General features: G+C 73.3%; 17 protein-coding genes and 1 pseudogene. 9 read left to right on the forward strand and 9 right to left on the reverse strand.

The window, feature by feature from the left end:
- Nucleotides 1-93: pseudogene (locus tag ACZ6Z8_RS37430) on the forward strand (IS982 family transposase); the annotation flags it as partial.
- Nucleotides 94-113: 20 nt separating this feature from the next.
- On the opposite strand, the gene ACZ6Z8_RS37435 reads toward ACZ6Z8_RS37430, so the two are convergent.
- The 4 genes from ACZ6Z8_RS37435 to ACZ6Z8_RS37450 all read right to left on the reverse strand — a co-directional run bounded on the left by ACZ6Z8_RS37435 (nucleotide 114) and on the right by ACZ6Z8_RS37450 (nucleotide 4,554).
- Nucleotides 114-1,421, reverse strand: coding sequence for a serpin family protein (locus ACZ6Z8_RS37435; RefSeq protein ID WP_465614439.1), 1,308 nt, complete (start codon nucleotides 1,419-1,421; stop codon nucleotides 114-116).
- 51 nt (nucleotides 1,422-1,472) lie between these two features.
- Nucleotides 1,473-2,471 carry an ADP-ribosylglycohydrolase family protein gene (locus ACZ6Z8_RS37440; protein WP_465614440.1) on the reverse strand — a complete coding sequence of 333 codons (999 nt, stop codon included), beginning with the start codon at nucleotides 2,469-2,471 and terminating at the stop codon, nucleotides 1,473-1,475.
- Nucleotides 2,472-2,499: 28 nt separating this feature from the next.
- Nucleotides 2,500-3,711, reverse strand: a complete 1,212-nt coding sequence (locus ACZ6Z8_RS37445) for a cytochrome P450 (protein ID WP_465614441.1) — start codon at nucleotides 3,709-3,711, stop codon at nucleotides 2,500-2,502.
- Between the two features lie 102 nt (nucleotides 3,712-3,813).
- Entirely contained in the window at nucleotides 3,814-4,554 is a 741-nt protein-coding gene (locus tag ACZ6Z8_RS37450; RefSeq protein WP_465614442.1) for an SIR2 family NAD-dependent protein deacylase, read from the reverse strand.
- 112 nt (nucleotides 4,555-4,666) lie between these two features.
- On the opposite strand from ACZ6Z8_RS37450, the gene ACZ6Z8_RS37455 reads away from it, so the two are divergent.
- A complete protein-coding gene (locus ACZ6Z8_RS37455) occupies nucleotides 4,667-5,731 on the forward strand; it encodes an ATP-binding protein (protein WP_465614443.1) in 1,065 nt (354 codons plus the stop codon).
- Entirely contained in the window at nucleotides 5,728-7,521 is a 1,794-nt protein-coding gene (locus tag ACZ6Z8_RS37460; RefSeq protein ID WP_465614444.1) for a vWA domain-containing protein, read from the forward strand. Before ACZ6Z8_RS37455 ends, ACZ6Z8_RS37460 begins: the two co-directional genes overlap by 4 nt.
- Nucleotides 7,522-7,582: 61 nt before the next feature.
- Here ACZ6Z8_RS37460 and ACZ6Z8_RS37465 read toward each other — a convergent pair whose 3' ends face one another.
- The 4 genes from ACZ6Z8_RS37465 to ACZ6Z8_RS37480 all read right to left on the reverse strand — a co-directional run bounded on the left by ACZ6Z8_RS37465 (nucleotide 7,583) and on the right by ACZ6Z8_RS37480 (nucleotide 10,966).
- Nucleotides 7,583-8,194 (reverse strand): hypothetical protein, encoded by a 612-nt coding sequence (locus ACZ6Z8_RS37465; RefSeq protein ID WP_465614445.1) that lies wholly within the window; start codon nucleotides 8,192-8,194, stop codon nucleotides 7,583-7,585.
- Nucleotides 8,195-8,347: 153 nt separating this feature from the next.
- On the reverse strand, nucleotides 8,348-9,028 hold the full coding sequence (locus tag ACZ6Z8_RS37470; RefSeq protein ID WP_465614446.1) for a response regulator: 681 nt from the start codon (nucleotides 9,026-9,028) through the stop codon (nucleotides 8,348-8,350).
- Nucleotides 9,025-10,161, reverse strand: coding sequence for a sensor histidine kinase (locus ACZ6Z8_RS37475; RefSeq protein WP_465614447.1), 1,137 nt, complete (start codon nucleotides 10,159-10,161; stop codon nucleotides 9,025-9,027). Before ACZ6Z8_RS37475 ends, ACZ6Z8_RS37470 begins: the two co-directional genes overlap by 4 nt.
- Before the next feature lie 130 nt (nucleotides 10,162-10,291).
- Complete coding sequence (locus tag ACZ6Z8_RS37480; RefSeq protein ID WP_465614448.1) at nucleotides 10,292-10,966, reverse strand: DUF4097 family beta strand repeat-containing protein; 675 nt, start codon at nucleotides 10,964-10,966, stop codon at nucleotides 10,292-10,294.
- 240 nt (nucleotides 10,967-11,206) lie between these two features.
- Here ACZ6Z8_RS37480 and ACZ6Z8_RS37485 point away from each other — a divergent pair, with 240 nt between their 5' ends.
- The 6 genes from ACZ6Z8_RS37485 (at nucleotide 11,207) to ACZ6Z8_RS37510 (ending at nucleotide 18,069) form a co-directional block, all read left to right on the forward strand.
- Nucleotides 11,207-11,926: a Crp/Fnr family transcriptional regulator gene (locus ACZ6Z8_RS37485; protein WP_465614449.1), complete on the forward strand. Its 720-nt coding sequence runs from the start codon at nucleotides 11,207-11,209 to the stop codon at nucleotides 11,924-11,926.
- A gap of 111 nt (nucleotides 11,927-12,037) precedes the next feature.
- Nucleotides 12,038-12,838 carry a hypothetical protein gene (locus tag ACZ6Z8_RS37490; RefSeq protein ID WP_465614450.1) on the forward strand — a complete coding sequence of 267 codons (801 nt, stop codon included), beginning with the start codon at nucleotides 12,038-12,040 and terminating at the stop codon, nucleotides 12,836-12,838.
- Nucleotides 12,835-15,045, forward strand: coding sequence for a hypothetical protein (locus ACZ6Z8_RS37495; protein ID WP_465614451.1), 2,211 nt, complete (start codon nucleotides 12,835-12,837; stop codon nucleotides 15,043-15,045). Before ACZ6Z8_RS37490 ends, ACZ6Z8_RS37495 begins: the two co-directional genes overlap by 4 nt.
- A gap of 43 nt (nucleotides 15,046-15,088) precedes the next feature.
- Entirely contained in the window at nucleotides 15,089-16,054 is a 966-nt protein-coding gene (locus ACZ6Z8_RS37500; protein ID WP_465614452.1) for a hypothetical protein, read from the forward strand.
- A 17-nt stretch (nucleotides 16,055-16,071) separates the two neighbouring features.
- Nucleotides 16,072-16,602, forward strand: a complete 531-nt coding sequence (locus tag ACZ6Z8_RS37505; RefSeq protein WP_465614453.1) for a Pycsar system effector family protein — start codon at nucleotides 16,072-16,074, stop codon at nucleotides 16,600-16,602.
- Between the two features lie 111 nt (nucleotides 16,603-16,713).
- Complete coding sequence (locus ACZ6Z8_RS37510; RefSeq protein ID WP_465614454.1) at nucleotides 16,714-18,069, forward strand: M48 family metalloprotease; 1,356 nt, start codon at nucleotides 16,714-16,716, stop codon at nucleotides 18,067-18,069.
- Nucleotides 18,070-18,161: 92 nt separating this feature from the next.
- On the opposite strand, the gene ACZ6Z8_RS37515 is transcribed toward ACZ6Z8_RS37510, so the two are convergent.
- Nucleotides 18,162-22,055 (reverse strand): DNA-directed RNA polymerase subunit beta', encoded by a 3,894-nt coding sequence (locus tag ACZ6Z8_RS37515; protein ID WP_465614455.1) that lies wholly within the window; start codon nucleotides 22,053-22,055, stop codon nucleotides 18,162-18,164.
- Between the last annotated feature and the right edge of the window lie 50 nt (nucleotides 22,056-22,105).

Below are 22,105 nucleotides of genomic sequence, written 5' to 3' on the forward strand. Positions count from 1 at the left end.
GGCCAGCGGCTACTGGCGATGACCTGCGCGATCTGGCACAACCGGACCACAGGCCAGCCCGTGACCCGCTCACTGATCGCCTACGACCACTGACCCACTTCGGAACTACTCGTCTAGTTCGCCTGCGGGTCGGTGACCTGGCCGAGGAACAGCGGCCGGCCGGTGGAGGTGTCCCGGATCAGGAACAGGAACGGCCGGTCGATGTGCAGCTGGGCGGGGTCGCGCGGAGCGGGCGCCGCCCCGGCGACGATCCCGACGCCGCTGCCGGCCGCCGCGACCGTGCCCTCCTCGTCGACCTGGACGGTGGCCTTCTGGACGACCATGTTGACGGCGAGCGGCTCCTTGGCGATGCCACTGAGGTCGGCGTTGTCGAAGACCGAGTGGACGCCGAGCGAACGCAGCGCGGGGGTGAGCTCGTTGGACGTGTCGAAGTGGAAGCGCGGCAGCTGCAGGTCGACGGGCCGCTCGGCGAGGGCGCCGAGGATCCGGTCGAGCTGGGGCTGGTCCAGTCCCTTGGTGAAGGCCGCGAAGCCGCCCTGCGCGGGGACGATCAGGTCCATCGCCAGGTTGCCGTCCGCGTAGGGGAGTTCGACGGCCTGCCAGGGCTCTCCGACGATCCCGCCGGAGCCGTCGGCGTACTTGAACTCGCCGGTCTGGCTCATCGTGGAGACGTTCGGGGCGGTGCCGTCCAGCTTGTGGAACGGGCGGTCGGCGGTGTGCCCGGGCTTGAACTCGGAGGCCCACTTGGCCTTGAGGTAGAGCGCGTCGGTGAGGACCAGCCGGGTGTCCGGGTTGATCGTCTTCGGGGCGAACAGGTCCTTGATCCGCCCCTCGGTGGCCTTCTCCACGGCCGCGTTGACCGCCTTGCGGCTGCCCTCGGGATCCTTCGTGAAGTCGGTGGTGTGCACCCCGGCGTCGAAGGCGGCCGCCAGCGCGGCCAGGTAGTCGGGCTCGACCGGGAAGCCCTGCTGCGTCCAGACCTCGTCGGCCTGGTGCAGGGTGAGCTGGTCCCCGTTCTTCGTCCGCTGGTCGAGCGCGCCGACGGCGAGCGCGTACTGCTTCGGGTCGAGTCCGGTGTGCAGGGCCTTGGCGAGTTCGTCGGCGGTCGCGCCGCGCGCCCCGGGCATCAGCATCCCGAGCACGGTGGCCAGCCCGACGGGCGAGACCACCGTGTTGCGGCCCGCGCCGTCCGGCGTCGTGGTGAGAGCGTGCAGGAGGTCGAGCCCGAAGGCGTCGGTGGCCTTGGCGGTAGCGGCCACCTGGGCCGGGTCCACGGCGGGCCGACTGGCCGGCGCGGCGGCTCGCAGCTCCGTGCCGGTGGCGGCGCCGGTGCTGCCGCAGCCGCCGAGCAGCGGCGCGGCGAGCACGGCGGCGAGAAGCAGGGCGGCGCGACGACGGTTTCCGGTGCGGCTGTTCGTCATGGCCCTTCGACGCGCCGCCCCGCGATCGGGTTCCGGTGCCGCCCCCGGCTCTCAGTCCCAGAGGGCGCCGAACTCCAGCAGCTCGTCCCGGTGCTCGATCCGCTCGACCCACTCCGCCGGCCAGACCGCCTCGCCGTGGTACGCGCCGGCGAAGGCGCCGGTCAGGCAAGCGAGGGAGTCGGAGTCGCCGGAGCTGTACGCGGCCCGGCGGACGGCGGCGACCGGGTCGTCCGGCAGCAGCAGGAAGCAGAGCAGGCCGGTGCCGAAGGCCTCCTCGGCGACCCAGCCCTCGCCGGTGGCCAGGCAGGGATCGGCCTCGACGTCGGGTGCGGCGAGCGCGGCCTGCAGCTGGTCGAGGACCTTGAGGCAGTCGTCCCAGCCGCGGGCGAGGACGGCCTGCGGGGACGAGCCGTACCAGCGGTCGGCGAGGTCGCCGAGCCAGAACTCGTCGTAGCGCTCGCGGCTCGCCAGCGCGTACGCCCGCAACACCGCGGGCAATCCGGCGGGCGGGACGCCCTCGGCGAGCTTGCGGACGGCGTAGGCGGTGAGGTCGCTGGCGGCGAGGGCGGTCGGGTGGCCGTGGGTGAGGGCGGACTGCAGCTGGGCGGCGCCGGAGAGCTGCCGGGCGTCCAGCTCGCGGATCAGCCCGACCGGGGCGACCCGCATGTTGGCGCCGCAGCCCTTGGAGCCGACGTCGCTGGCCTGCTGCCAGCGGTACTTGTCGTGGCTGAGCCGCTCGCAGGCGCGCAGGCAGGTCATGCCGGGGGCGCGGTTGTTCTGCGGGGAGCGCCACCAGTCGACGAACTCCTCGCGGACCGGCCGCTCCAGGCGCAGCGGGGTCAGGGTCCCGCGCGAGAGGGCGGTGCGCAGGCCGCGGGCGAGGGCGAGCGTCATCTGGGTGTCGTCGGTGACCAACGCCTTCTTCGGCAGCGGGAGCCGCCGCCAGTCCGGCTCGTCGGCGGCGATCTCCTCGACGCTCCTGAACTCGGTCACCCGGCCGATCGCGTCGCCGATCGCCAGCCCCAGCAGTGCCCCCGTAGCCTTGCCCACGGCCTTCTCCCCCCTCGGTCCTCGGTCCTCAGACCTCGACCAGCAGTTCCTTGAGCCCTCGGATCACGTAGCCCGGGTTCCACTCGGGCTCACGGACCAGCCGCAGGCCCGGGGCCCGGCGCAGCAGCGTGCCGTAGGACTCGGTGAGCTCCAGTCTGGCAAGCGGCGCGCCCAGACAGAAGTGGATTCCGGCGCCGAAGGTGATGTGCGGGTTGTCGGTGCGGCCGAGGTCGAGCCGGTCGGGGTCGGCGAAGCGCTCCGGGTCGCGGTTGGCGGAGCCGAAGAGCAGGGCGATCTCGGCGCCGCGCGGGACGGTGACGCCGCGGACCTCGATGTCCTCCAGCACCCAGCGCTCGAACATCTGCAGCGGGGTGTCCCAGCGCATCAGTTCCTCGACGGCGGTGGGCAGCAGCCCCTGCACGTCGGCGCGCAGCCGGGCGAGTTCGCCGGGGTTGCGGAACAGCGCCCACCAGCCGTTGCCGGTGGTGTTCACGGTCGCCTCGTGACCGGCGTTGAGCAGCAGCACGCAGGTGGAGACCATCTCCTGCTCGGTGAGCGCGTCGGAGCCCTCCTGGGCCTGGATGAGCGCGCTGATCAGGTCCGCACCCGGGTTCGCCCGGCGCTCGCGGATCAGGGCGCGCAGGTAGTCGGAGAACTCGATGCTCGCGGTGACGGCCCGGCGGGCGGTCTCCTCGCTCGGGTTGAGCTCGAACATTCCGGTGATGTCGGCCGACCAGGGGCGCAGCAGGTGCCGGTCCCCCTCCGGCACGCCGAGCACCTCGGCGATCACGGCGACCGGCAGCGGCTCGGCGACGGCGGCGACCAGGTCCCCGCCGCCGGCCGCGAGCAACCCGTCGACCAGTTCGCCCGCGAGGCGCCGGACGGTGGGCCGCAGCCCCTCGACCATGCGCGGGGTGAAGGCCTTGGAGACCAGGCGGCGGATCCGGGTGTGGTCGGGCGCCTCCAGGTCGAGCAGCCCGTGGTCGTTGAGGGTGTGGAAGGGCTCGTGCGCCGGGTCGGGTTCGGGGCGGCCGAACTCCTGGTGGCTGAACCGGTGGGTGTAGGTGCGGCCGAGCCGCCGGTCACGCAGCAGGGCGCTGACGTCCTCGTGGCGCGAGACGAGCCACTGGTTCGTCGGCTCGTGGTACGTCACCGGCGCGTGCTCGCGCAGTTCGGCGTACGCGTCGTACGGGTGGGCCACGAACTCGGCCGACCAGGGGTCGAACTTCGCCGTCGTCATCGCTCGATCACTCCAGGCCGTGAGGGGGAGCCGGAAGGATCATCGTATGCAGGCGGTGCGTCCCTTTCTCAGCCTGCCCGCCCTTCCAGGCCTGCTCGCCTTCTAGGCCTGCTCGGCGAGCAACTTCCGCACCAGCGCCGGGAGCGCCACCGAGATCGGCTCCCGGATCACCTCGTCCGCGGCCTCGTCGAAGGCGGTGGGCTCACCGTTCACGACGACCAGCCGGGCACCGCCCTCCAGCGCGATCTGCGGCAGCGAGGCCACCGGGTAGACCTGGAGGCTCGTCCCCACCGCGACGAAGAGGTCGCAGGCCTTGGCGATCGCGTCGGCCTGCTGGAGCACCACCGGGTCCAGCGCCTCCCCGAACATCACCGTGCGCGGCCTGAGGATCCCGCCGCAGTCCCGGCACGCCGGGTCCGGCTCGCCCGCCTCGACCCGCGCCAGCGCCTCCGCCATCGACCCGACCACCCGGCAGCGCATGCACTGCACCTCCCGTGCGGTGCCGTGCAGTTCGAGCACCTTGCGGGCGGGCAGGCCGGCCCGCTGGTGCAGCCCGTCCACGTTCTGGGTCAGCACCCGCACCGGCAGCCCGGAGCGCTCCAGGTCGACCAGCGCCCGGTGCCCGGCGTTGGGCTCGGCGGCCAGCGCGCCGGCGTCGCGGCGCAGCAGCCAGGCCCGCTTCCGCACCTCCGGGTCGGCCAGATAGGGCCCGATGGTCACGAGCTTCTGGGCCGACGGATCCCGCTGCCAAAGCCCCTGCGGGCCGCGGTAGTCGGGGATGCCGGAGTCGGTCGAGATGCCCGCGCCGGTGAGCACGGCGATCAGGGGTCGCTTGGCGTTCATGCCCCGGACGGTACGGCCGCCGACCGGCCCCCGGCCACCGAAAATCCGGTGCGCCCGGGCAACTCCCACCGCACACTGAGCCGGTAACGCACCGTTGTCACGAAGGAGCCCCGTGCAGGGAGCAGTCAGCGTCTCGCCCGCCCAGGTCCCCGAGCTTCTGCTCGGCCTGGCCACCGTCCGCCCGGTGTTCCTCTGGGGGGCACCCGGGATCGGGAAGTCCTCCCTGGTCAGGGCGTTCGCCGAGTCGCTGGGCCTGGAGTGCGTGAGCCTGGTCGGCACCCAGCTCGCCCCGGAGGACCTGATCGGCGTCCCGCAGCTCACCCCCGAGGGCCGCTCCCGGTTCTGCCCGCCCGAGCAGATCGCCCGCGACGAGCCGTACTGCCTGTTCCTGGACGAGCTCAACGCCGCCTCGCCGGACGTCCAGAAGGCCTTCTACTCGCTGATCCTGGACCGCCGGATCGGCTCGTACGAGCTGCCGCCCGGCTCGATCGTGATCGGCGCCGGGAACCGCGCCACCGACGGCGCGCTCGCCCGCCCGATGGCGTCCGCGCTGGTCAACCGCATGATCCACGTCCACCTGCGGGCCAGCTCCGAGGACTGGCTGCGCTGGGCGGCCGAAGCCGGCATCCACCCCTGGATCCTCGACCACCTCACCGACCGGCCCGACCACCTGTGGTCCGCCCCGCCGAAGACCGAGGAGCCGTTCTCCACCCCGCGCGCCTGGCACATGCTCTCCGACGCGCTGCACTCCTTCGGCCCCACCCTGGACGAGGAGACCCTCAAGGTGGTCGCGCACGGGCTGCTCACCCCGCAGCACGCGATCGCCTTCTGCGGCTACGCGAAGATCGTCCGCAACTCCTTCGGCCTGGAGGCGATCCTCAAGGGCGACGCCCGCTGGCCGCACCGGCCGGAGGACCGCGACCTGCTCTACTACCTGGCCGACTCCTTCCGCGGCCGGCTGGTCAAGGAGCTGCCCGCCAGCAAGGAGCACGCCTCCGGGGCGCAGCGGCAGACCGCGTTCCGGGCCAAGTCGCTGCTGGTGCAGCTGGCCGAGATCTCGGTGGAGGTCGCCCAGACGGTGATCGCCGACGGCGCGGACGGCAACCCGGTGCTGCCCTCCTGGTTCCTGATCGAGGCCGCCCGGGACATGCCCCGGCTGGTCGAGGCCCGCCGGTGAAGCGCGCGCCGGCCGACCGGAAGAAGCCCGACCCGGGCGCCGAGGCCTTCGCCGAGGGCGTCCGGCTGCTGCGCCTCAACCCGGCCTTCGCCGCCCTGCGGGCCGACGTCTGCCGCACCGAGGACTGCGCCACCGCCCCGCCGGACGGCTGGGCCGTGGTGGACTCCAACGGCACCCTGCACGTCAACCCGCGCCGCCGGGCCGACCCCGAGGAGTGGGCCTGGGTGCTGGCGCACGGCCTGCTGCACCTCGGCTTCGGCCACCTCCCGGCCGCCCGCGGCGCCCGGACCCAGCCCGACCCGTACCAGGCCGCCGCCCGCTGCGCCGTGGTCAACCGCTTCCTGGCCACCTTCCCGGTCGGCCGCGCCCCGGTCGCACTCCCCCAGGAGTACCCGGGCGGCGACGAGGAGGAGCTGGCCACCCGCTGGCGCCGCGACGGCCTGCCCGCGGCCGGGACCGCCGGGACGGCCGGCACCGCCGCGCGCGACCAGCTGCTGGTCGAGTGGCAGGGCCGCGCCCAGGCCCCCGAGGACTGGCAGACGGCCTTCGCGGCCGCGCTCACCCGCGCCATGTCCGCCGCCATGGACCGGGCCGGCGGCCGGGTCGACGCCGACACCGGCGAACGCCTGCCCTCGCGGCCCTGGACCAGGGCGCTCGGCTGGTTCGTCTCCTCGTACCCCCTGCTCGGCGGCATCGCGGCCGGCCTCACCGTCGTGGCCGACGCCGAACTCGCCCGGGCGCACGACATCGCCGTCGCCGCGGTCGACGCCGAGGCCGGCGAGATCTACGTCAACCCGCTGCGCCAACACTCCGACGAGGAGTGGCGGTTCATCCTCGGCCACGAGATCCTGCACGCCGCCCTGCGGCACGGCGAGCGCCGCGGCGGGCGGGACCCGTTCCTGTTCAACGTCGCCGCCGACTACGTCATCAACGGCTGGCTGCTGGAGATGGGCGTCGGCGAGATGCCCGAAGGTCTGCTGCACGACCCGCAGTTGAAGGGCCTGTCGGCCGAGGAGGTGTACGACCGGATCGCCCGCGACCAGCGCCGGATCCGCCGCCTCGCCACCCTGGCCGGGAAGAACCGCCCCGACATCCTCGGCGAGCCGCTGGGGCCGCGCCGGGACTACGTGGACCTGGACGACTTCTACCGGCGCGGCCTCCAGCAGGGTTTCGAAATGCACCAGCGCGGACGCGGCCTGCTCCCGGCCGGGCTGGTCGAGGAGATCCGCGCGCTCGCCCACCCCCCGCTGCCCTGGGACGCCCTGTTGGCGCGCTGGTTCGACGAGTTCGTGCCGAGCCCGGAGCCGCTGCGCAGCTACTCCCGCCCGGCCCGCCGGCAGTCCGCCACCCCGGACATCCCCCGGGCCGGCCGCTACCGCCCCGAGGAGGAGGTCCCGCGCTGCACCTTCGGCGTCGTCCTGGACACCTCGGGCTCGATGGACCGGACACTGCTCGGCAAGGCGCTCGGCGCGATCGCCTCGTACGCCGCCGCCCGGGACGTCCCGGCCGCCCGGGTGGTGCACTGCGACGCCGCCCCGCACGACGCCGGGTACCTCCCGGTCGAGGAGATCGCCGGGCGGCTGCGGGTGCACGGGCGGGGCGGCACCGTCCTCCAGCCGGGCATCGACCTGCTGGAGCGGGCCGAGGACTTCCCGCCCGGGGCGCCGGTCCTGGTGATCACCGACGGCGAGTGCGACGTGCTGCGGGTGCGCCGCGAGCACGCCTTCCTCGTCCCGCGCGGGGCCGCGCTGCCGTTCACCCCGCGCGGGCCGGTGTTCCGGATGAGCTGACCGCCCACCGACCGGTCGGGCCGCCGGCGGTCGGCCCACCGCCCGGTCGGGCCGCTGCCGGTCAGACCAGCGCCGGGCGCAGGGCGGTGGCCGGGCGGGTCAGCGGGGCGAGGGCGCCGAGGTAGCAGGCGGCGGCGAGCGGGATGAAGGCCAGGTCGGCCGCCGTGGCGACCGTGCCGACCAGCATCAGCACCGGGCTCCACCAGCGCAGCGTCCGGCCCGCCCCCACCGAGGCGGCGACCAGCAGGGCCAGCAGGCCGACGTAGAACAGCAGCGGGCCGACCCGGTACACGGCCGGGAGCACCCCGGGAACGTCCTGGATCCGCCCGAACAGCCGCGACTGCTCGTCCTTGGTCGCCGAGACCACGCCGACGTACAGGTCGATCCCGATCTGCACCAGCGAGGCCAGCAGGCCCGCGAACGCCGTCCCCAGCGCGGCGTTCGCGGCCGGCCGCCCGACCGCGGTGCCGCGCGGGGCGAGCAGGCCGCGCAGGGCGAGCAGCACCGGGACGAACAGCAGCAGGCCGGCGAACATCGCGGTGTGCCCGGCGGTCCAGCCGAGGCCCGGCTGCCGCGAGCCGGGCACCAGGCGGATCCCGCCGTAGAGGGCCATCAGCGCGGGGGCGCCGACGGCGGCGCAGCCGGCGAGGCGGCTGTTGCGAAGGGCGTTCATGCGGGGTTCTCCCGTGGTCTCCGGGGCCCGCGGGCACTGCCCGTGCCCGCCGGCCGGGGTCCGTTCCGACACCCCGGAGCCTTCCGTCCGAGCCCCTCGTCGCGGATCGCCCGCACCGGCGAACCCGGCCTCTCCCCCGTGCGGGGGAGTGCCTCAGGACTCCCCCGCCACCACCGCGCCGGCCTCGTACGCGAACACCACCGCGTGCACCCGGTCGCGCAGCCCGAGCTTGCTCAGCACGTTGCTGACGTGGGTCTTCACGGTGTGCTCGCTGACCACCAGTTCGGCCGCGATCTCCGCGTTGGACAGCCCGCGGGCGATCAGCCGCAGCGTCTCCTGCTCGCGCACGGTCAGCTGCTCCAGCAGCTTGGACGGCGGCCGCACCGCCCGCTCCGGGCTGCCCGGCCGGCGGGCGGCGAACTCGCCGATCAGCCGCTTGGTCACCGAGGGGGCGAGCAGCGCCTCGCCCGAGGCGACCATCCGCACCCCGTGCGCCAGGTCGTCCCGCCGGACGTCCTTCAGCAGGAAGCCGCTGGCGCCCGCGTACAGCGCGTCGAAGACGTAGTCGTCGATGTCGAAGGTGGTCAGCATGATCACCTTGGTGGCCGGGAACTCCTCGCAGACCCGGCGGGCCGCCTCCAGGCCGTCCATCACCGGCATCCGGACGTCCAGCAGCAGCACGTCGGGATTGTGCGCGCGCACCGCCTCGACCGCCTCGGCGCCGTCGCGGGCCTCGGCCACCACCTCGATGTCCGGCTGGGCGTCCAGGATCATCCCGAACCCCGCCCGCACCAGCTCCTGGTCGTCCGCGACCACCACCCGTATCGGCGTCATCCGCCCACCCTCTCCACCACGCCCGCCGGCCCCAGCGGCAGCCGGGCACTCACCAGGAAACCCCTGCCCTCCGGCCCCGGACCGGCTTCGGCCCGGCCGCCGCAGGCCGCCGCCCGCTCGCGGATGCCGACCAGCCCCCGGCCGCCGGACCAGCCGGCCACCGTACGGTCGGCGGTCAGCGGCACACCGCGGCCGTTGTCGGAGACCACCACCTCCAGCACCTCGCCGGCGCGCCGCACCCGGATCGCGGCCCGGTCGGCCCCGGAGTGCTTGACCGTGTTGGTCAGCGCCTCCTGCACGATCCGGAACGCGGCCGCCTCCACGTCGGCGGGCAACGCGCCCAGCCCGTCGGCGAGTTCGAGCTCGACCCCCAGGCCGGACCGGCGCACCCGCTCGGCCACGTCCGCGAGTTCGGCCAGCCGGGGCTGCGGCGCCAGCTCCCGGCCCGCCTCCGGATCCTTCAACACTCCGAGCACCCGCCGCAGTTGGACCATCGCGTCCCGGCCGGAATCGGCGATGGTGTCGAAGGCGCGGATCGCCCGCTCCGGGTTGTCGCGCACCACCAGCGGCCCGGCCTCGGCCTGGATGACCATCAACGAGACGGCGTGCGCCAGGATGTCGTGCATCTCCCGGGCGATCCGGGCGCGCTCCTCGGCTACCGCCTGGGCCGCCTCACTGGCCGCCCGCACCCCGGCCTCCCGCGCCCGCTCCGCCTCCACCCGGACCAACTGCCGCTGGCTGCGCACCAGGGCGCCGAAGACGAACGAGCCGACCGAGGTGAGCACGCTGAACAGCGCGCCGTTCGGCGAGTGGGTGCCGATCACGTTGGCGACCACCACCACCGCCAGCACCGTCCAGCGCTGCCGGTCCGGGAAGCGCTCCGCCACCGTGTACATCCCGATCACCGCGTACAGCGGCACCTGCGGGTTCGCCGAGTGCGCCACCACCGACAGCACCAGCGAGGGCAGGCTGCCGACGAGCAGGAGGGGCAGCGAGGCGCGTCGCCGCCAGGGCAGGAACATCGAGGTGGACGCCGCCAGCGGGTACACCCACCAGGGCCAGTCCGTGTCGTCGTTGTAGACCGACCACACCGACACCGCCACCGAGCAGACCGCCAGGAAGGTGTCCAGCACGTACGGACTCAGCCCGGCCGTCCGGCTCCGCCAACGCGCCGCGCGCTCCACGGTCTCCCCCCCGTACCCGGGGAACCCGCCCCCGCGGAGAAGATCATGCCCTACCGGCAGAATCTCCGGCACCGCCCGGTCAGACACCGCTGACCGTCACACCACCGGTTCCCGCCCGCGCGGTGATGCTGTGCGCCGCACCCGGGTGCGAGGGGATACCCACGTCCGTGCCGCCGTCCTGGGCCCGCGCGGTCACCGTGTACGCCTCCGCGGACGGGACCCCCAGCCGCACCCCGCCGTTGCCGACCTCGGCGTCCAGGATCGTCGGCGCCGCCGCGAAGTCCGCGCGCACCCCGCCGTTGGTCGCGCTCAGGTGCGCGGTCGGGGAGGTCAGCCCGATCGCCTCGACCCCGCCGTTCTCCACCGAGGCCTCCACCTCGGCGGACAGCCCGACCAGCCGCACCCCGCCGTTCTCCTCCTTGATCCGCACCTTGGTACCGGCCGGCACCCGCACCTCGTACCCGACCCCGCAGGAGGAGCAGGAGTACGCCAGGCGCAGCACGCCGTCCTTCACCTCGTGGGAGGTCCTGGGCGCGTCCCCCCGGTAGGTCTGCCGCTCGACCACCTGCACCGCGTCCCCCGTGCCGGTCACCACCACCCCGCCGTCCTCCCCCTCGACCACCAGCTCCTTGACCGGGTCGGCCACCCCGTAGCTGACCGTCCTGTGCTCGTCCGACTCCCAGAACGGCAGGCACCCCTGCATCCCCAGCACCACCGCCGCCGTGATCGCCACCGCGCCCAGCACCCGCTTCATGTCCGGCCCCTTCCGCAAGCCCCGTCGTCCCGACGCCCAGAAGCCTCCCTCGGCCGCCCGCTCCGCCGCCTCCCCCGCCGGAGCGGTTCCCGCCGCTCCCCCGCGAGGGGGAGCGGGCTCCCGAGGGGGAATTCGCGGATTCACCGGCGCGGCGGCCGCTTCGCGAGTAACTTGTGGCCCGCGCGCCGACGTTCCCGAGCCCGACCGCGCCACGGCGAACCCAACGAGGGCTGATCAGGCATGGCCAACACGCCGCCCGGCGGACCAGGTCCAGCGACCGGTCACGGCCTCGACGACCGGGTGCCCTTCCTGGCCCGGCTCGACCACGCCGACCGCACCGCGCTGCTCGCCCTCGGCCGCCGGCTCGACTACCCCGCGCGCACCACCGCCCTGCGCGAGGGCGAGCCCTCCGACCACGTCCTGCTCGTCCTGCGCGGCTGGCTCAAGGTGACCGCCGCCGCCGAGAACGGGTACGAGGCGCTGCTCGCCCTGCGGGGCCCCGGCGACATCGTCGGCGAGTCCGCCGCGCTCAGCGGCAGGCCCCGGGCGGCCACCGTCACCGCGCTGGAACGGGTCGAGACCAGCGCCGTCGACCGGGCCGCCTTCACCGCCTACCTCCAGCGCACCCCCGCGGCCTCGATGCAGTTGCTGGCGTTGTCCACCGACCGGCTGCGCGCCGCCGACCACCACCGCCTGAAGTTCGCCTCGCTCACCGTCAGCGAGCGGCTCGCCGACCTCCTGCTGGAACTCGCCCGCACCCACGGCCGGCGCACAGCCGAGGGCATCGTCGTCTCCGTCCCGCTCAGCCAGCAGGAACTGGCCGGCTCGGTCGGCGCCTCCCGGGAGGCCGTCGCCCGGCTGCTCAAGTCACTGCGGGACCGCGGCATCGTCGTCACCAGCCGCCGCTCGCTGGTCATCGCCCGCCCCGAACTGCTCCGGAGGCCCGGTCAAGTCCGCTGAACCGCACCGAGGTTCTGTGCACACCGTCACAGAGCGAGTGCCTCATCGGCGCTCACACCGACACGCCCGCAACGGGCAGGCTGAGGCCCGACGACGAACCGAGAGGCGACCATGACCGACCCGGTGAACCAGACCATCCTGCTGCTGGACATCGAGCAGTTCGGCAGGCGGGACGACGTCGAGCAGGCGTTCATGCGCCGGATGCTCTACTCCGTCCTGCACGAGACGCTGCGCAGCGCCGGTGTCGAACCCGCCGAACAGCGCCTGGAGGACCGTGGCGACTCCGTGATGGCCCTGATCAGCCCCACCGTCCCCAAGCCCCGGCTGCTGCACGCGCTGATCAACGAGACCCCCGTCCTGCTGCACGCCAACAACCGCCTCGCGGCCGCCGGCGCCCGGGTACGGCTGCGGATCGTGCTCGCCTCCGGCGAGGTCGCCGTCCAGGAACTCGGCGGGGCACTCGGCGGCGCCGTCGGCTGGGACCTCAACCAGGCCTTCCGGCTGCTGGACTCCACCGCCCTGCGCGACGCGCTGCGGCACCGGGACGGGCCCTGCGTGCTCGGCGTCTCCGACGCGCTCTACCAGGGCATCGTCCGGCACGGCCACGGCGGACTGCTGCCGGAGGCGTTCCACCGGGTCACCGTCCAGGGCAAGGAGGGCGACTTCACGGCCTGGCTGCACGGCGAACCCGCGCCCGCGCCGGTCGAAGCCCCCGGCCCCGCACCGGCCTCGGCTCCCGCCCCGGCCGCCGCCCCCGCGCCGGCCGGGAGCCGCACCCCCGCCGGCTTCCAGTTCCTCGGCGGCACCCCGACCTTCGGCGGCAACCTGATCGGCGGCGACCAGCACATCGTCTCCGGCGGCGAGGTCCACGGCGACGTCAACACCGGCAACACCGTGGGCGGCGAGCGATGACCGCCACCGCCGAACCGGACGCCGCAGCCCAGCCGCTCGACCCCGACGAGCTCCAGGAGGCCCCGCCCGAGGAGCCCCAGAACGCCCTGGAGGCCGTCCAGGAACTGCTGGAGCACGTCCCGGACGGCTTCGCCGGCCGCAACAACCTGTTCGCCGGCGGCAGTCCCCACTTCGGCGGCGACCTGATCGGCGGGGACCGGCACACCGTCTCCGGCGGGCAGGTCCACGGCGACGTCGTCACCGGCCCGAAGACCACCGTCTACCAGTTCGGCTCCGCCTTCGGCGCCCCGCCGCACGCCTCCGGCGAGGTCCCCGCCGAGGAACTCGCCGCCCTCACCACCGTCTTCCGCCCCGGCCCGGCCTTCCAGCAGGCCCTCCAACAGCTGCGCGAGCACCGCGTCCTGATCCTCACCGGCCGGGCCGACACCGGGCGGCGCTCCGCCGCGCTGATGCTGCTGCACACGCTCGGCATCCGCCGGATCCGCAACCTCGACCCCGGCGTCTCCCCCACCGCGCTGCTCACCGGCGCCGAACCGGCCCCGGGCTACCTGCTCGCCGACTACACCACCCCCCGCACCCGCCCACTGCTCCGGTCCGACCTCGACCGCCTGCGGGAGACCCTCGCCAAGCAGGACGGCTACCTGGTGGTCACCACCACCCGCTCCGCCGCGATCCGCGAACTCCCCACCGTCGACTGGCAGCCGCCCGACCCCGGGCTCGTCCTCGGCGCCCACCTGGACGCCCTGCGGGACGGCCTGCCCTCCGGCCGGCACCTGCTCTCCCTGGAACCCGTCGAGGAGTTCCTGGCCAAGTACCCGCCGATCCGCGAAGTCGCCGAGTTCGCCGTCAAGCTGGCCCGCTACTCCCCCGAGACCGACCGCCCCTCCGACCTCGCCGACTTCGGCCACGGCATCGTCCAGGAGAAGGTCGGCCGCTGGTTCGGGGACGACAAGCTCCCGCTCCAGGAGAAGGCGTTCCTGATCTCCCTGGCCGTCTTCGACCACGCCCCGTACACGCTCGCCGCCGAGTGCGCCGACAAGCTGTTCCGGCGCCTGGAGACCATCCGCACCGCCGGGGAACCGGACGGCATCCCGCCCTTCGGCAGCTCGGTCGAGGAGCGCATGGCCCTCGCCCGCGCCGAACTCACCGAGGAGACCGAACAGACCCCGTGGGGCCCGGTGCCGCAGCGGATGGCCTCCTTCCTGGACCCCCGCACCTCGCCCACCCTGCTGCGCGAGGTCTGGACGAGCCACCCCTCCGCCCGCCCCGCGATCACCGGCTGGCTCAACGCCCTGGCCACCGACTCCCGAGCCCTGGTCCGCACCCGGGTCGCCTCCACCACCGCCCTGCTGGCCTCCGTCGACCTCTCCGCCACCATGAGCGGGCTGCTCGGCCCGTGGTCCGGCGCCAAGGACTTCCGGCTCTGCCTCCAGGCCGCCAACAGCCTCGCCCTCGCCTACCACGCGGGCACCGCCGCCGTCCCGCGGATCCTGCGCAGCTGGGCCGGCGACGACAGTGCCCGCCGCCGCTGGACCGCCATCCGCTGCTACGCCCTGCTCGGCCCGCTCCTGCCCGCCCAGGCCCTGGAGGCCTTCGTGCTGGCCGCCGAACGGCTGAGCGACGGGGAGCTCGACCAGCTCGCCGCCCGGTTCCAGCACGGTGGCCCGCCCCCGGCGGCCGACCGGGCCGACCGCTTCCAGGTGCTCGGCCTGCTCGAAGCGGCCGAGCTGCTGCTGCTCTCCGCCGAGGCCGAGCAGGTGCTGCGCGCCCTGGTCCGCTGGCTCACCGGCCCGGCCGCCCTGCGGCAGCTGGCCCTGGCGGTCTTCCTGACCGCCGCCCAGCGCACCGAGGACACCGCCGTGGGCCGGCCGCTGCTGCTCGACTGGTACGCCCGCAGCCCGCGCCCCGAACCGGGGAGCGTGGTCAGCGTCACGGTGCTCGCCGCCCCCGAGGAGCCCGTCCCCGTCCGCTCGCTGCTGGTCGCCCTGTGGCGCACGGCACTGGACGACCGCCGCTACCGCGACGCGGCCCTGGGCGTGCTGCGCGGCTGGCTGATCGGCGCCGCGGACCAGCCGGAGACCACCGCCCGGCTCACCGAACTCTTCGACGACCTGGCCGTCACCGAGCGCGACCGCCAGCGGCTCGACCACCTCGTCCGCACCGTCCGCTCCGGCAGCCCGGCGACCCCGGTCCTGCCCGGCGGCTGAGGCCGAACCACCCGAACCCGTCCCGATCCTGGAGCACCCGCGCATGTCGGCACGACACCGCCCCGACTTCTCCGCCGGCGACCTCGTCGACCCGGTCCTGACGGTCCACCCGCTCGGCCGGACGCTCGGCCTGCCCAAGCGGCCGAACGCCCGGGCCGACTCCGCCCTGGTCCTGACCACGCCGTCCGGTGAGCACCAGGTCTACCTGCCGCCGCACCGCCCCGGCTTCAGCGACCTGGTGGGCCGCGGCTACCAGGCCGCCTTCGAGGTCGACCTCGGCCTGCACCACCTGCGGGCCGAGGAGCGGCTGCCCGGCCGGGACGACGTCGGCGCCTTCGAGGCCGTGGTGGAGATCGACTGGCAGGTGTCGGCGGCGGAGCTGGTGGTGGCCAGCCGGGTCCGGGACGTCCCGGCGCTGCTCGTCCCCCGGATCCGGCAGCGGATGCGGGCGGTCACCCGTAACCTCACCACCGACCAGAGCGGCGAGGCCGAGACCGCCGTCCAGCAGGCGCTGGACGAGTACCCCGTCGCCGAGGCCGAGGGCCTGCGGGTGCGCTGCGCCGTCCAGTTGGACATCGACCAGGCCGCCCGCGAACAGAAGGAGCGGCTGCGCGGCTACCACTTCGACACCCAGGCGCACCCGCACGCCCTCCGGCAGGTCGAGGAGTCCCACGAGATCCTCGCCGCGAAGGCGAAGTTCTACCAGTACCACCTGGAGCAGGGCGGGGTCACCGCCTGGGCCCTCCAGGTCGCCGCCCACCCCGAGGACCTGAAGGAGGCCCTCAAGTACCTGAAGGACGAGCAGCAGGAACTGGTCCAGGGCCAGCTCCACGTGATCGAGCGGCTGCTCGACCAGAACACCCTGGAGGAGTTCGAGCTGGAGGGCCCGCGCCAGGACGCCAGGGCCGCGCTCGAAGCCCTCCTGCGGCAGCGGCCCGCCGGTCCGGCCTCGCCCGGACCGGGCGGACCCCGGCTCGACAAGGGCCCGAACCCTCCGCTCACCCAGTGAACCCGAGGAGCCCCGCCGTGACCGGCCCACCCACCACCACCGCGTCCACCGGTACTCCGCCGGCACCTCCGCCCGGCGCCGCCCTGCTCGCCGAACTGCGCACCGAGATCGCCCGCGCGGACAGCAAGGCCGCCGTCCTGGTCGCCGCCCTCGGCGTGATCGTCGGGGTGCTCGGCGGCCTGCTGACCAGCACCGGCTGGGCACCGCAGCAGCTGTCCGGCGCCGCCAAGGTGCTGCTCGCCCTCGGCGGGCTCGGCATCGCCGTCTCCCTGGTCGCGCTGCTGTTCGCGGTGCTGCCCCGCTTCCGCCGCAGCAGTTGGCGCCCGGGCCGCCCGCTCGGCTACTTCGGGGACATCCGGCTGGCCGCCGAGCAGGGACTGCTCGCCGACGCCCTGGCCGACACCGAGCGACTGGCCGCCGAGGCCGTCCGCGCCGCGCTCGCGGAGAACAGCCTGATCGTCTCGCGGAAGCACTCCTGGGTCCGGGTCGGCATCCTCGCCTTCGGCGCCGGCCTGTTCCCGCTGGTCACCGCCCTGTTCCTGGGCTGAACCGGCGGAGCACGCCCCGTCCAGCACCGCCCGCACCGCCCGCACCGTCCTGCACAGCCCAGCACCGTACGGACGCCGCCGCGCGCGCGTCCCGTCCCCGAGGACCCCACCATGACCGAACCGAGCTACCCGGACGCCCCGCCGCCGCAGTACCCCGGCACCCCGCCCCAGTACCCGACCGTGCCACCGCAGCACCCGACCGTCCCGCCGCAGCACCCGCAGGGCGCTCCCCAGTACCCGGGCGCGACCCCGCCGCCGTACCCGGGCACGACCCCGCCCGAGTACCCCGCCACGGCCGTACCGCCCCAGTACCCGACCGCGCCCCCTCCCCAGTACCCCACCACGGCCGTGCCGCCCCAGTACCCGACCGCGACCCCGCCGCCGTACCCGGGCATGACCCCGCCGCAGTACCCGGCGGCCACCCCGCCCCCGCAGCAACCGCCCCGCATCCCCGCCCAGGGCTTCGCCCCGCCGCCCGCCCCGCCGCGGCCGCCCGTCCTCGACCCCACCGTCGACATCGACCCGCACACCGGCCGGATCCACCTGGCCGCCCGCCAGCGCGGCGCCGACGCCACCGCGATCGGCCAACTGGTGTTCCAGCTCCCGCACTTCCTGTGCAGCCTGCTGGTGATCGGGATCATCTCGCTGTTCCTGGCCGAGCCGTTCAACCTGCTGCTGATCGGCGCCTGGATCGCCTCCGGCGCGCTGGTCTTCCACCGCCCGACCGAGAAGCTCCTCGCCCGCTACCTGTTCCGGATGCGTCCGGCCCTGCACTCCGAGCTGACCAGGCTGGAGCCGATCTGGCACCAGGTGACCGCCAAGGCGGGGGTGAGCCCGGACGCGTACGACCTGTGGATCGAGGACCACAAGGCCATCAACGCCACCGCGGCCGCCGGCCACATCGTCGGCGTCACCCGCTACGCGCTGGAGACCCTCCCCGACGCCCAGCTCGCCGCCGTGCTCGCCCACGAGCTCGGCCACCACCGCGGCGGTCACGCCTGGGCGACCCTGCTCGGCTACTGGTACTCGATGCCGGCCCGGATCGCCTGGGCGGCCTTCCGGATCGCGGCGGTGATCGCCTTCCAGATCGCCTCGGTGTTCTCGCTGCTCGGCGCCCTGGTGGTCGGGCTGGTCTCGGTCGTCCTGGTGGTGGCGGTGGCCCTCTCCTTCCCGCCGCTGCTGCTGGTCCTGGTCACGCCGTACCTGCTCGCCGCGGTCGGGCGGCGCTCCGAGCTGCGGGCGGACGTCCAGGCCGCCGAACTCGGCTTCGCCGACGCCATGATCGAGGTCTTCCACGGCTTCCTGCGGGACGAGGAGCAGGCCATGGCGATCGCCGCGCGGGAGAACGGCGGCCGGGCCGTCCGCCCGGGTCTGGGGCAGCGCCTGCTCTCCACCCACCCGGACACCCACACCCGGATCCGCCGCCTGGAGGACTGGCGGGCGGCCGCGGCAGCCGCCGCCCGCTAGGGCCTGCCCCGGCCGGGAACGCCGCAGGGCGGCCACCCCGTGAGGGGTGACCGCCCTGGCGATCAGCGGCCGTCGCCGGCCGATGAGGTGACTCAGCCGGTGTACGGGCCGTAGTCGTAGTCGTCCAGCGGGACCGCCTGGCCGGAGCCGGCGCCGAAGGGCGACAGGTCGTAGTCGTCGTAGCCGACGGCCGAGTACATCGCGGCCTTGGCCTCCTCGGTCGGCTCGACCCGGATGTTGCGGTAGCGGGGAAGACCCGTACCGGCCGGGATGAGCTTACCGAGGATGACGTTCTCCTTGAGGCCCAGCAGCGGGTCCGACTTGGCGTGGATCGCCGCGTCGGTGAGGACCCGGGTCGTCTCCTGGAAGGAGGCGGCCGACAGCCAGGACTCGGTGGCCAGCGAGGCCTTGGTGATACCCATCAGCTGCGGACGGCCGGAGGCGGGGTGACCGCCCTCGGCGACCACACGACGGTTCTCCTGCTCGAAGCGGCCGCGCTCGACGAGCTCGCCCGGGAGCAGCTCGGCGTCGCCCGACTCGATGATCGTCACGCGGCGGAGCATCTGCCGGATGATGATCTCGATGTGCTTGTCGTGGATCGACACACCCTGCGAGTTGTAGACCTTCTGGACCTCGGCGACCAGGTGGACCTGGACGGCACGCTGGCCCATGATCCGCAGCACGTCGTGCGGGTTGGTGGCACCCATGGTCAGCTTCTGGCCGACCTCGACCGCCTCGCCCTCGCTGACCAGCAGCTTGACGCGCTTCGAGACCGGGTAGGCGATCTCGTCGCTGCCGTCGTCCGGCGTGACGACCAGCTTGCGGGTCTTCTCGGTGTCCTCGATGCGGACCCGGCCGGCGGCCTCCGAGATCGGGGCCACACCCTTGGGGGTACGGGCCTCGAAGAGCTCGACGACACGCGGCAGACCCTGGGTGATGTCGTCACCGGCCACACCACCGGTGTGGAAGGTACGCATGGTCAGCTGGGTACCGGGCTCACCGATGGACTGGGCGGCGATGATGCCGACCGCCTCACCGATGTCGACCAGCTTGCCGGTGGCCAGCGAGCGCCCGTAGCACATGGCGCAGGTGCCGACGGCCGACTCACAGGTCAGGATCGAGCGGGTCTTGACCTCGCTCACACCGTGGCGGATCAGCTCGTCGATCAGGACGTCGCCGAGGTCGGTGTTGGCGGTGGCCAGCAGCTTGCCGTCGACGGTGATGTCCTCGGCGAGCATGCGGGCGTACACGCTGGTCTCGACGTCGTCGGCCTTGCGCAGCACGCCGTCGGCGCCCACGGAACCGATCGACAGCTTCAGGCCGCGCTCGGTGCCGCAGTCCTCCTCGCGAATGATGACGTCCTGGGAGACGTCGACCAGACGACGGGTGAGGTAGCCGGAGTCGGCGGTACGGAGGGCGGTGTCGGCCAGACCCTTACGGGCACCGTGGGTGGAGATGAAGTACTCCAGCACGGACAGACCCTCACGGAACGACGCCTTGATGGGTCGCGGGATGGTCTCGTTCTTGGCGTTCGACACCAGACCACGCATACCGGCGATCTGACGCATCTGCATCATGTTTCCACGAGCACCCGAGTCGACCATCATGAAGATGGGGTTCGTCTTCGGGAAGTTCGCGGCCATGGCGTCCGCGACCTCGTTGGTCGCCTGGGTCCAGATGCCGACGAGCTCCTGCTTGCGCTCGTCGTTGGTGATCAGACCGCGCTCGTACTGCTTCTGGACCTTCTCCGCCTTCGCCTCGAAGCCCTCAAGGATCTGGGGCTTGCTCGGCGGGACGATGACGTCCGAGATCGAGACGGTGACACCGGAACGGGTCGACCAGTGGAAGCCGGCCGCCTTCAGGTTGTCCAGGGTCGCCGCGACGGTGACCTTGGGGTAGCGCTCCGCCAGGTCGTTGACGATCGCGGAGAGCTGCTTCTTGCCCACCTCGTAGTCGACGAACGGGTAGTCCTCGGGCAGCAGCTCGTTGAAGAGCGCGCGGCCCAGGGTGGTGGTCAGGCGGAAGGGCTCGCCCTCGAACCAGCTCGACCGGCCCTCCTCGTCCACCGGCGGGGTCCAGCCGCGCGGCGGGACGGTGCCGGCGCCGAGGCGCAGCTCGATCGGGGCCTGGACGTCCAGCTCACGGGCGTCGAAGGCCATGATCGCCTCGGCGGTCGACGAGAAGGTGCGGCCGGCGCCCTTCACGTTGTCGCGGTCCGAGGTCAGGAAGAACAGACCGAGCACCATGTCCTGGGTCGGCATGGTGACGGGGCGACCGTCGGCCGGCTTCAGGATGTTGTTCGAGGACAGCATCAGGATGCGGGCCTCGGCCTGCGCCTCCGCGGAGAGCGGCAGGTGGACGGCCATCTGGTCACCGTCGAAGTCCGCGTTGAACGCGGTGCAGACGAGCGGGTGGATCTGGATGGCCTTGCCCTCGACCAGCTGCGGCTCGAAGGCCTGGATGCCGAGGCGGTGCAGGGTGGGCGCACGGTTCAGCAGGACCGGGTGCTCGGCGATGACCTCTTCGAGCACGTCCCACACGACCGGGCGGGCACGCTCGACCATGCGCTTGGCCGACTTGATGTTCTGCGCGTGGTTCAGGTCGACCAGGCGCTTCATCACGAACGGCTTGAAGAGCTCCAGCGCCATGGCCTTCGGCAGACCGCACTGGTGCAGCTTGAGCTGCGGGCCGACGACGATGACCGAACGGGCCGAGTAGTCGACACGCTTGCCGAGCAGGTTCTGGCGGAAACGACCCTGCTTGCCCTTCAGCATGTCGCTGAGGGACTTCAGGGGCCGGTTGCCCGGACCGGTGACCGGACGACCGCGGCGGCCGTTGTCGAACAGCGCGTCGACGGCCTCCTGGAGCATGCGCTTCTCGTTGTTCACGATGATCTCGGGGGCACCGAGGTCGAGCAGGCGCTTCAGGCGGTTGTTGCGGTTGATGACGCGGCGGTACAGGTCGTTCAGGTCGGAGGTCGCGAAGCGGCCACCGTCCAGCTGCACCATCGGACGCAGGTCCGGCGGGATGACCGGGACGCAGTCCAGGACCATGCCGTTGGGCTTGTTGCTGGTCTGCAGGAACGCGGAGACGACCTTGAGGCGCTTCAGCGCACGGGTCTTCTTCTGGCCCTTGCCGGTGCGGATGATCTCGCGGAGGCGCTCGGCCTCCTCCGCCAGGTCGAAGGTCTCCAGGCGGTCCTTGAGGGCCGCGGCGCCCATCGAGCCGGAGAAGTAGGTGCCGAAGCGGTCGCGCAGCTCGCGGTAGAGCAGCTCGTCGCCCTCCAGGTCCTGGACCTTGAGGTTCTTGAAGCGGGCCCACACCTCGTCGAGGCGGTCGAGCTCGCGCTGCGCGCGGTCGCGCAGCTGCTTCATCTCGCGCTCGGCGCCCTCGCGCACCTTGCGGCGCACGTCGGCCTTGGCGCCCTCGGCCTCCAGCTCGGCCAGGTCGGTCTCGGCCTTCTTGGCGCGGGCTTCGAGGTCGGCGTCGCGGCGGTTCTCGATCTGCTGGCGCTCGACGGAGACGTGCGCCTCCAGGGACGGCAGGTCGCGCTGGCGGCGCTCGTCGTCGACCCAGGTGATCATGTAGGCGGCGAAGTAGATGACCTTTTCGAGGTCCTTCGGCGCCAGGTCGAGCAGGTAGCCGAGGCGGGACGGCACACCCTTGAAGTACCAGATGTGGGTGACCGGGGCGGCCAGCTCGATGTGGCCCATCCGCTCACGGCGCACCTTGGCGCGGGTCACCTCGACGCCGCAGCGCTCGCAGATGATGCCCTTGAAGCGGACGCGCTTGTACTTACCGCAGTAGCACTCCCAGTCCCGGGTCGGGCCGAAGATCTTCTCGCAGAAGAGGCCGTCCTTTTCGGGCTTCAGGGTGCGGTAGTTGATGGTCTCCGGCTTCTTGACCTCGCCGTGCGACCACTGGCGGATGTCGTCGGCGGTGGCCAGGCCGATGCGGAGCTCGTCGAAGAAGTTGACGTCAAGCACTGGTCGTCAAGCCCTCTTTCGTGATTCGAGAGTTTGTCTGTGGTCTGAGG

It is taken from the genome of Kitasatospora sp. NPDC101108 (genome assembly GCF_055584725.1).

Bases quoted from the DNA above. Each gene is read 5' to 3' on its own strand.
- ACZ6Z8_RS37500 (WP_465614452.1), top strand. From the start codon at position 15,089: ATGTCGGCACGACACCGCCCCGACTTCTCCGCCGGCGACCTCGTCGAC.
- ACZ6Z8_RS37495 (WP_465614451.1), top strand. From the start codon at position 12,835: ATGACCGCCACCGCCGAACCGGACGCCGCAGCCCAGCCGCTCGACCCC.
- ACZ6Z8_RS37465 (WP_465614445.1), bottom strand. From the start codon at position 8,194: ATGAACGCCCTTCGCAACAGCCGCCTCGCCGGCTGCGCCGCCGTCGGC.
- ACZ6Z8_RS37470 (WP_465614446.1), bottom strand. From the start codon at position 9,028: ATGACGCCGATACGGGTGGTGGTCGCGGACGACCAGGAGCTGGTGCGG.
- ACZ6Z8_RS37480 (WP_465614448.1), bottom strand. From the start codon at position 10,966: ATGAAGCGGGTGCTGGGCGCGGTGGCGATCACGGCGGCGGTGGTGCTG.
- ACZ6Z8_RS37435 (WP_465614439.1), bottom strand. From the start codon at position 1,421: ATGACGAACAGCCGCACCGGAAACCGTCGTCGCGCCGCCCTGCTTCTC.
- ACZ6Z8_RS37510 (WP_465614454.1), top strand. From the start codon at position 16,714: ATGACCGAACCGAGCTACCCGGACGCCCCGCCGCCGCAGTACCCCGGC.
- ACZ6Z8_RS37445 (WP_465614441.1), bottom strand. From the start codon at position 3,711: ATGACGACGGCGAAGTTCGACCCCTGGTCGGCCGAGTTCGTGGCCCAC.
- ACZ6Z8_RS37485 (WP_465614449.1), top strand. From the start codon at position 11,207: ATGGCCAACACGCCGCCCGGCGGACCAGGTCCAGCGACCGGTCACGGC.
- ACZ6Z8_RS37490 (WP_465614450.1), top strand. From the start codon at position 12,038: ATGACCGACCCGGTGAACCAGACCATCCTGCTGCTGGACATCGAGCAG.
- ACZ6Z8_RS37450 (WP_465614442.1), bottom strand. From the start codon at position 4,554: ATGAACGCCAAGCGACCCCTGATCGCCGTGCTCACCGGCGCGGGCATC.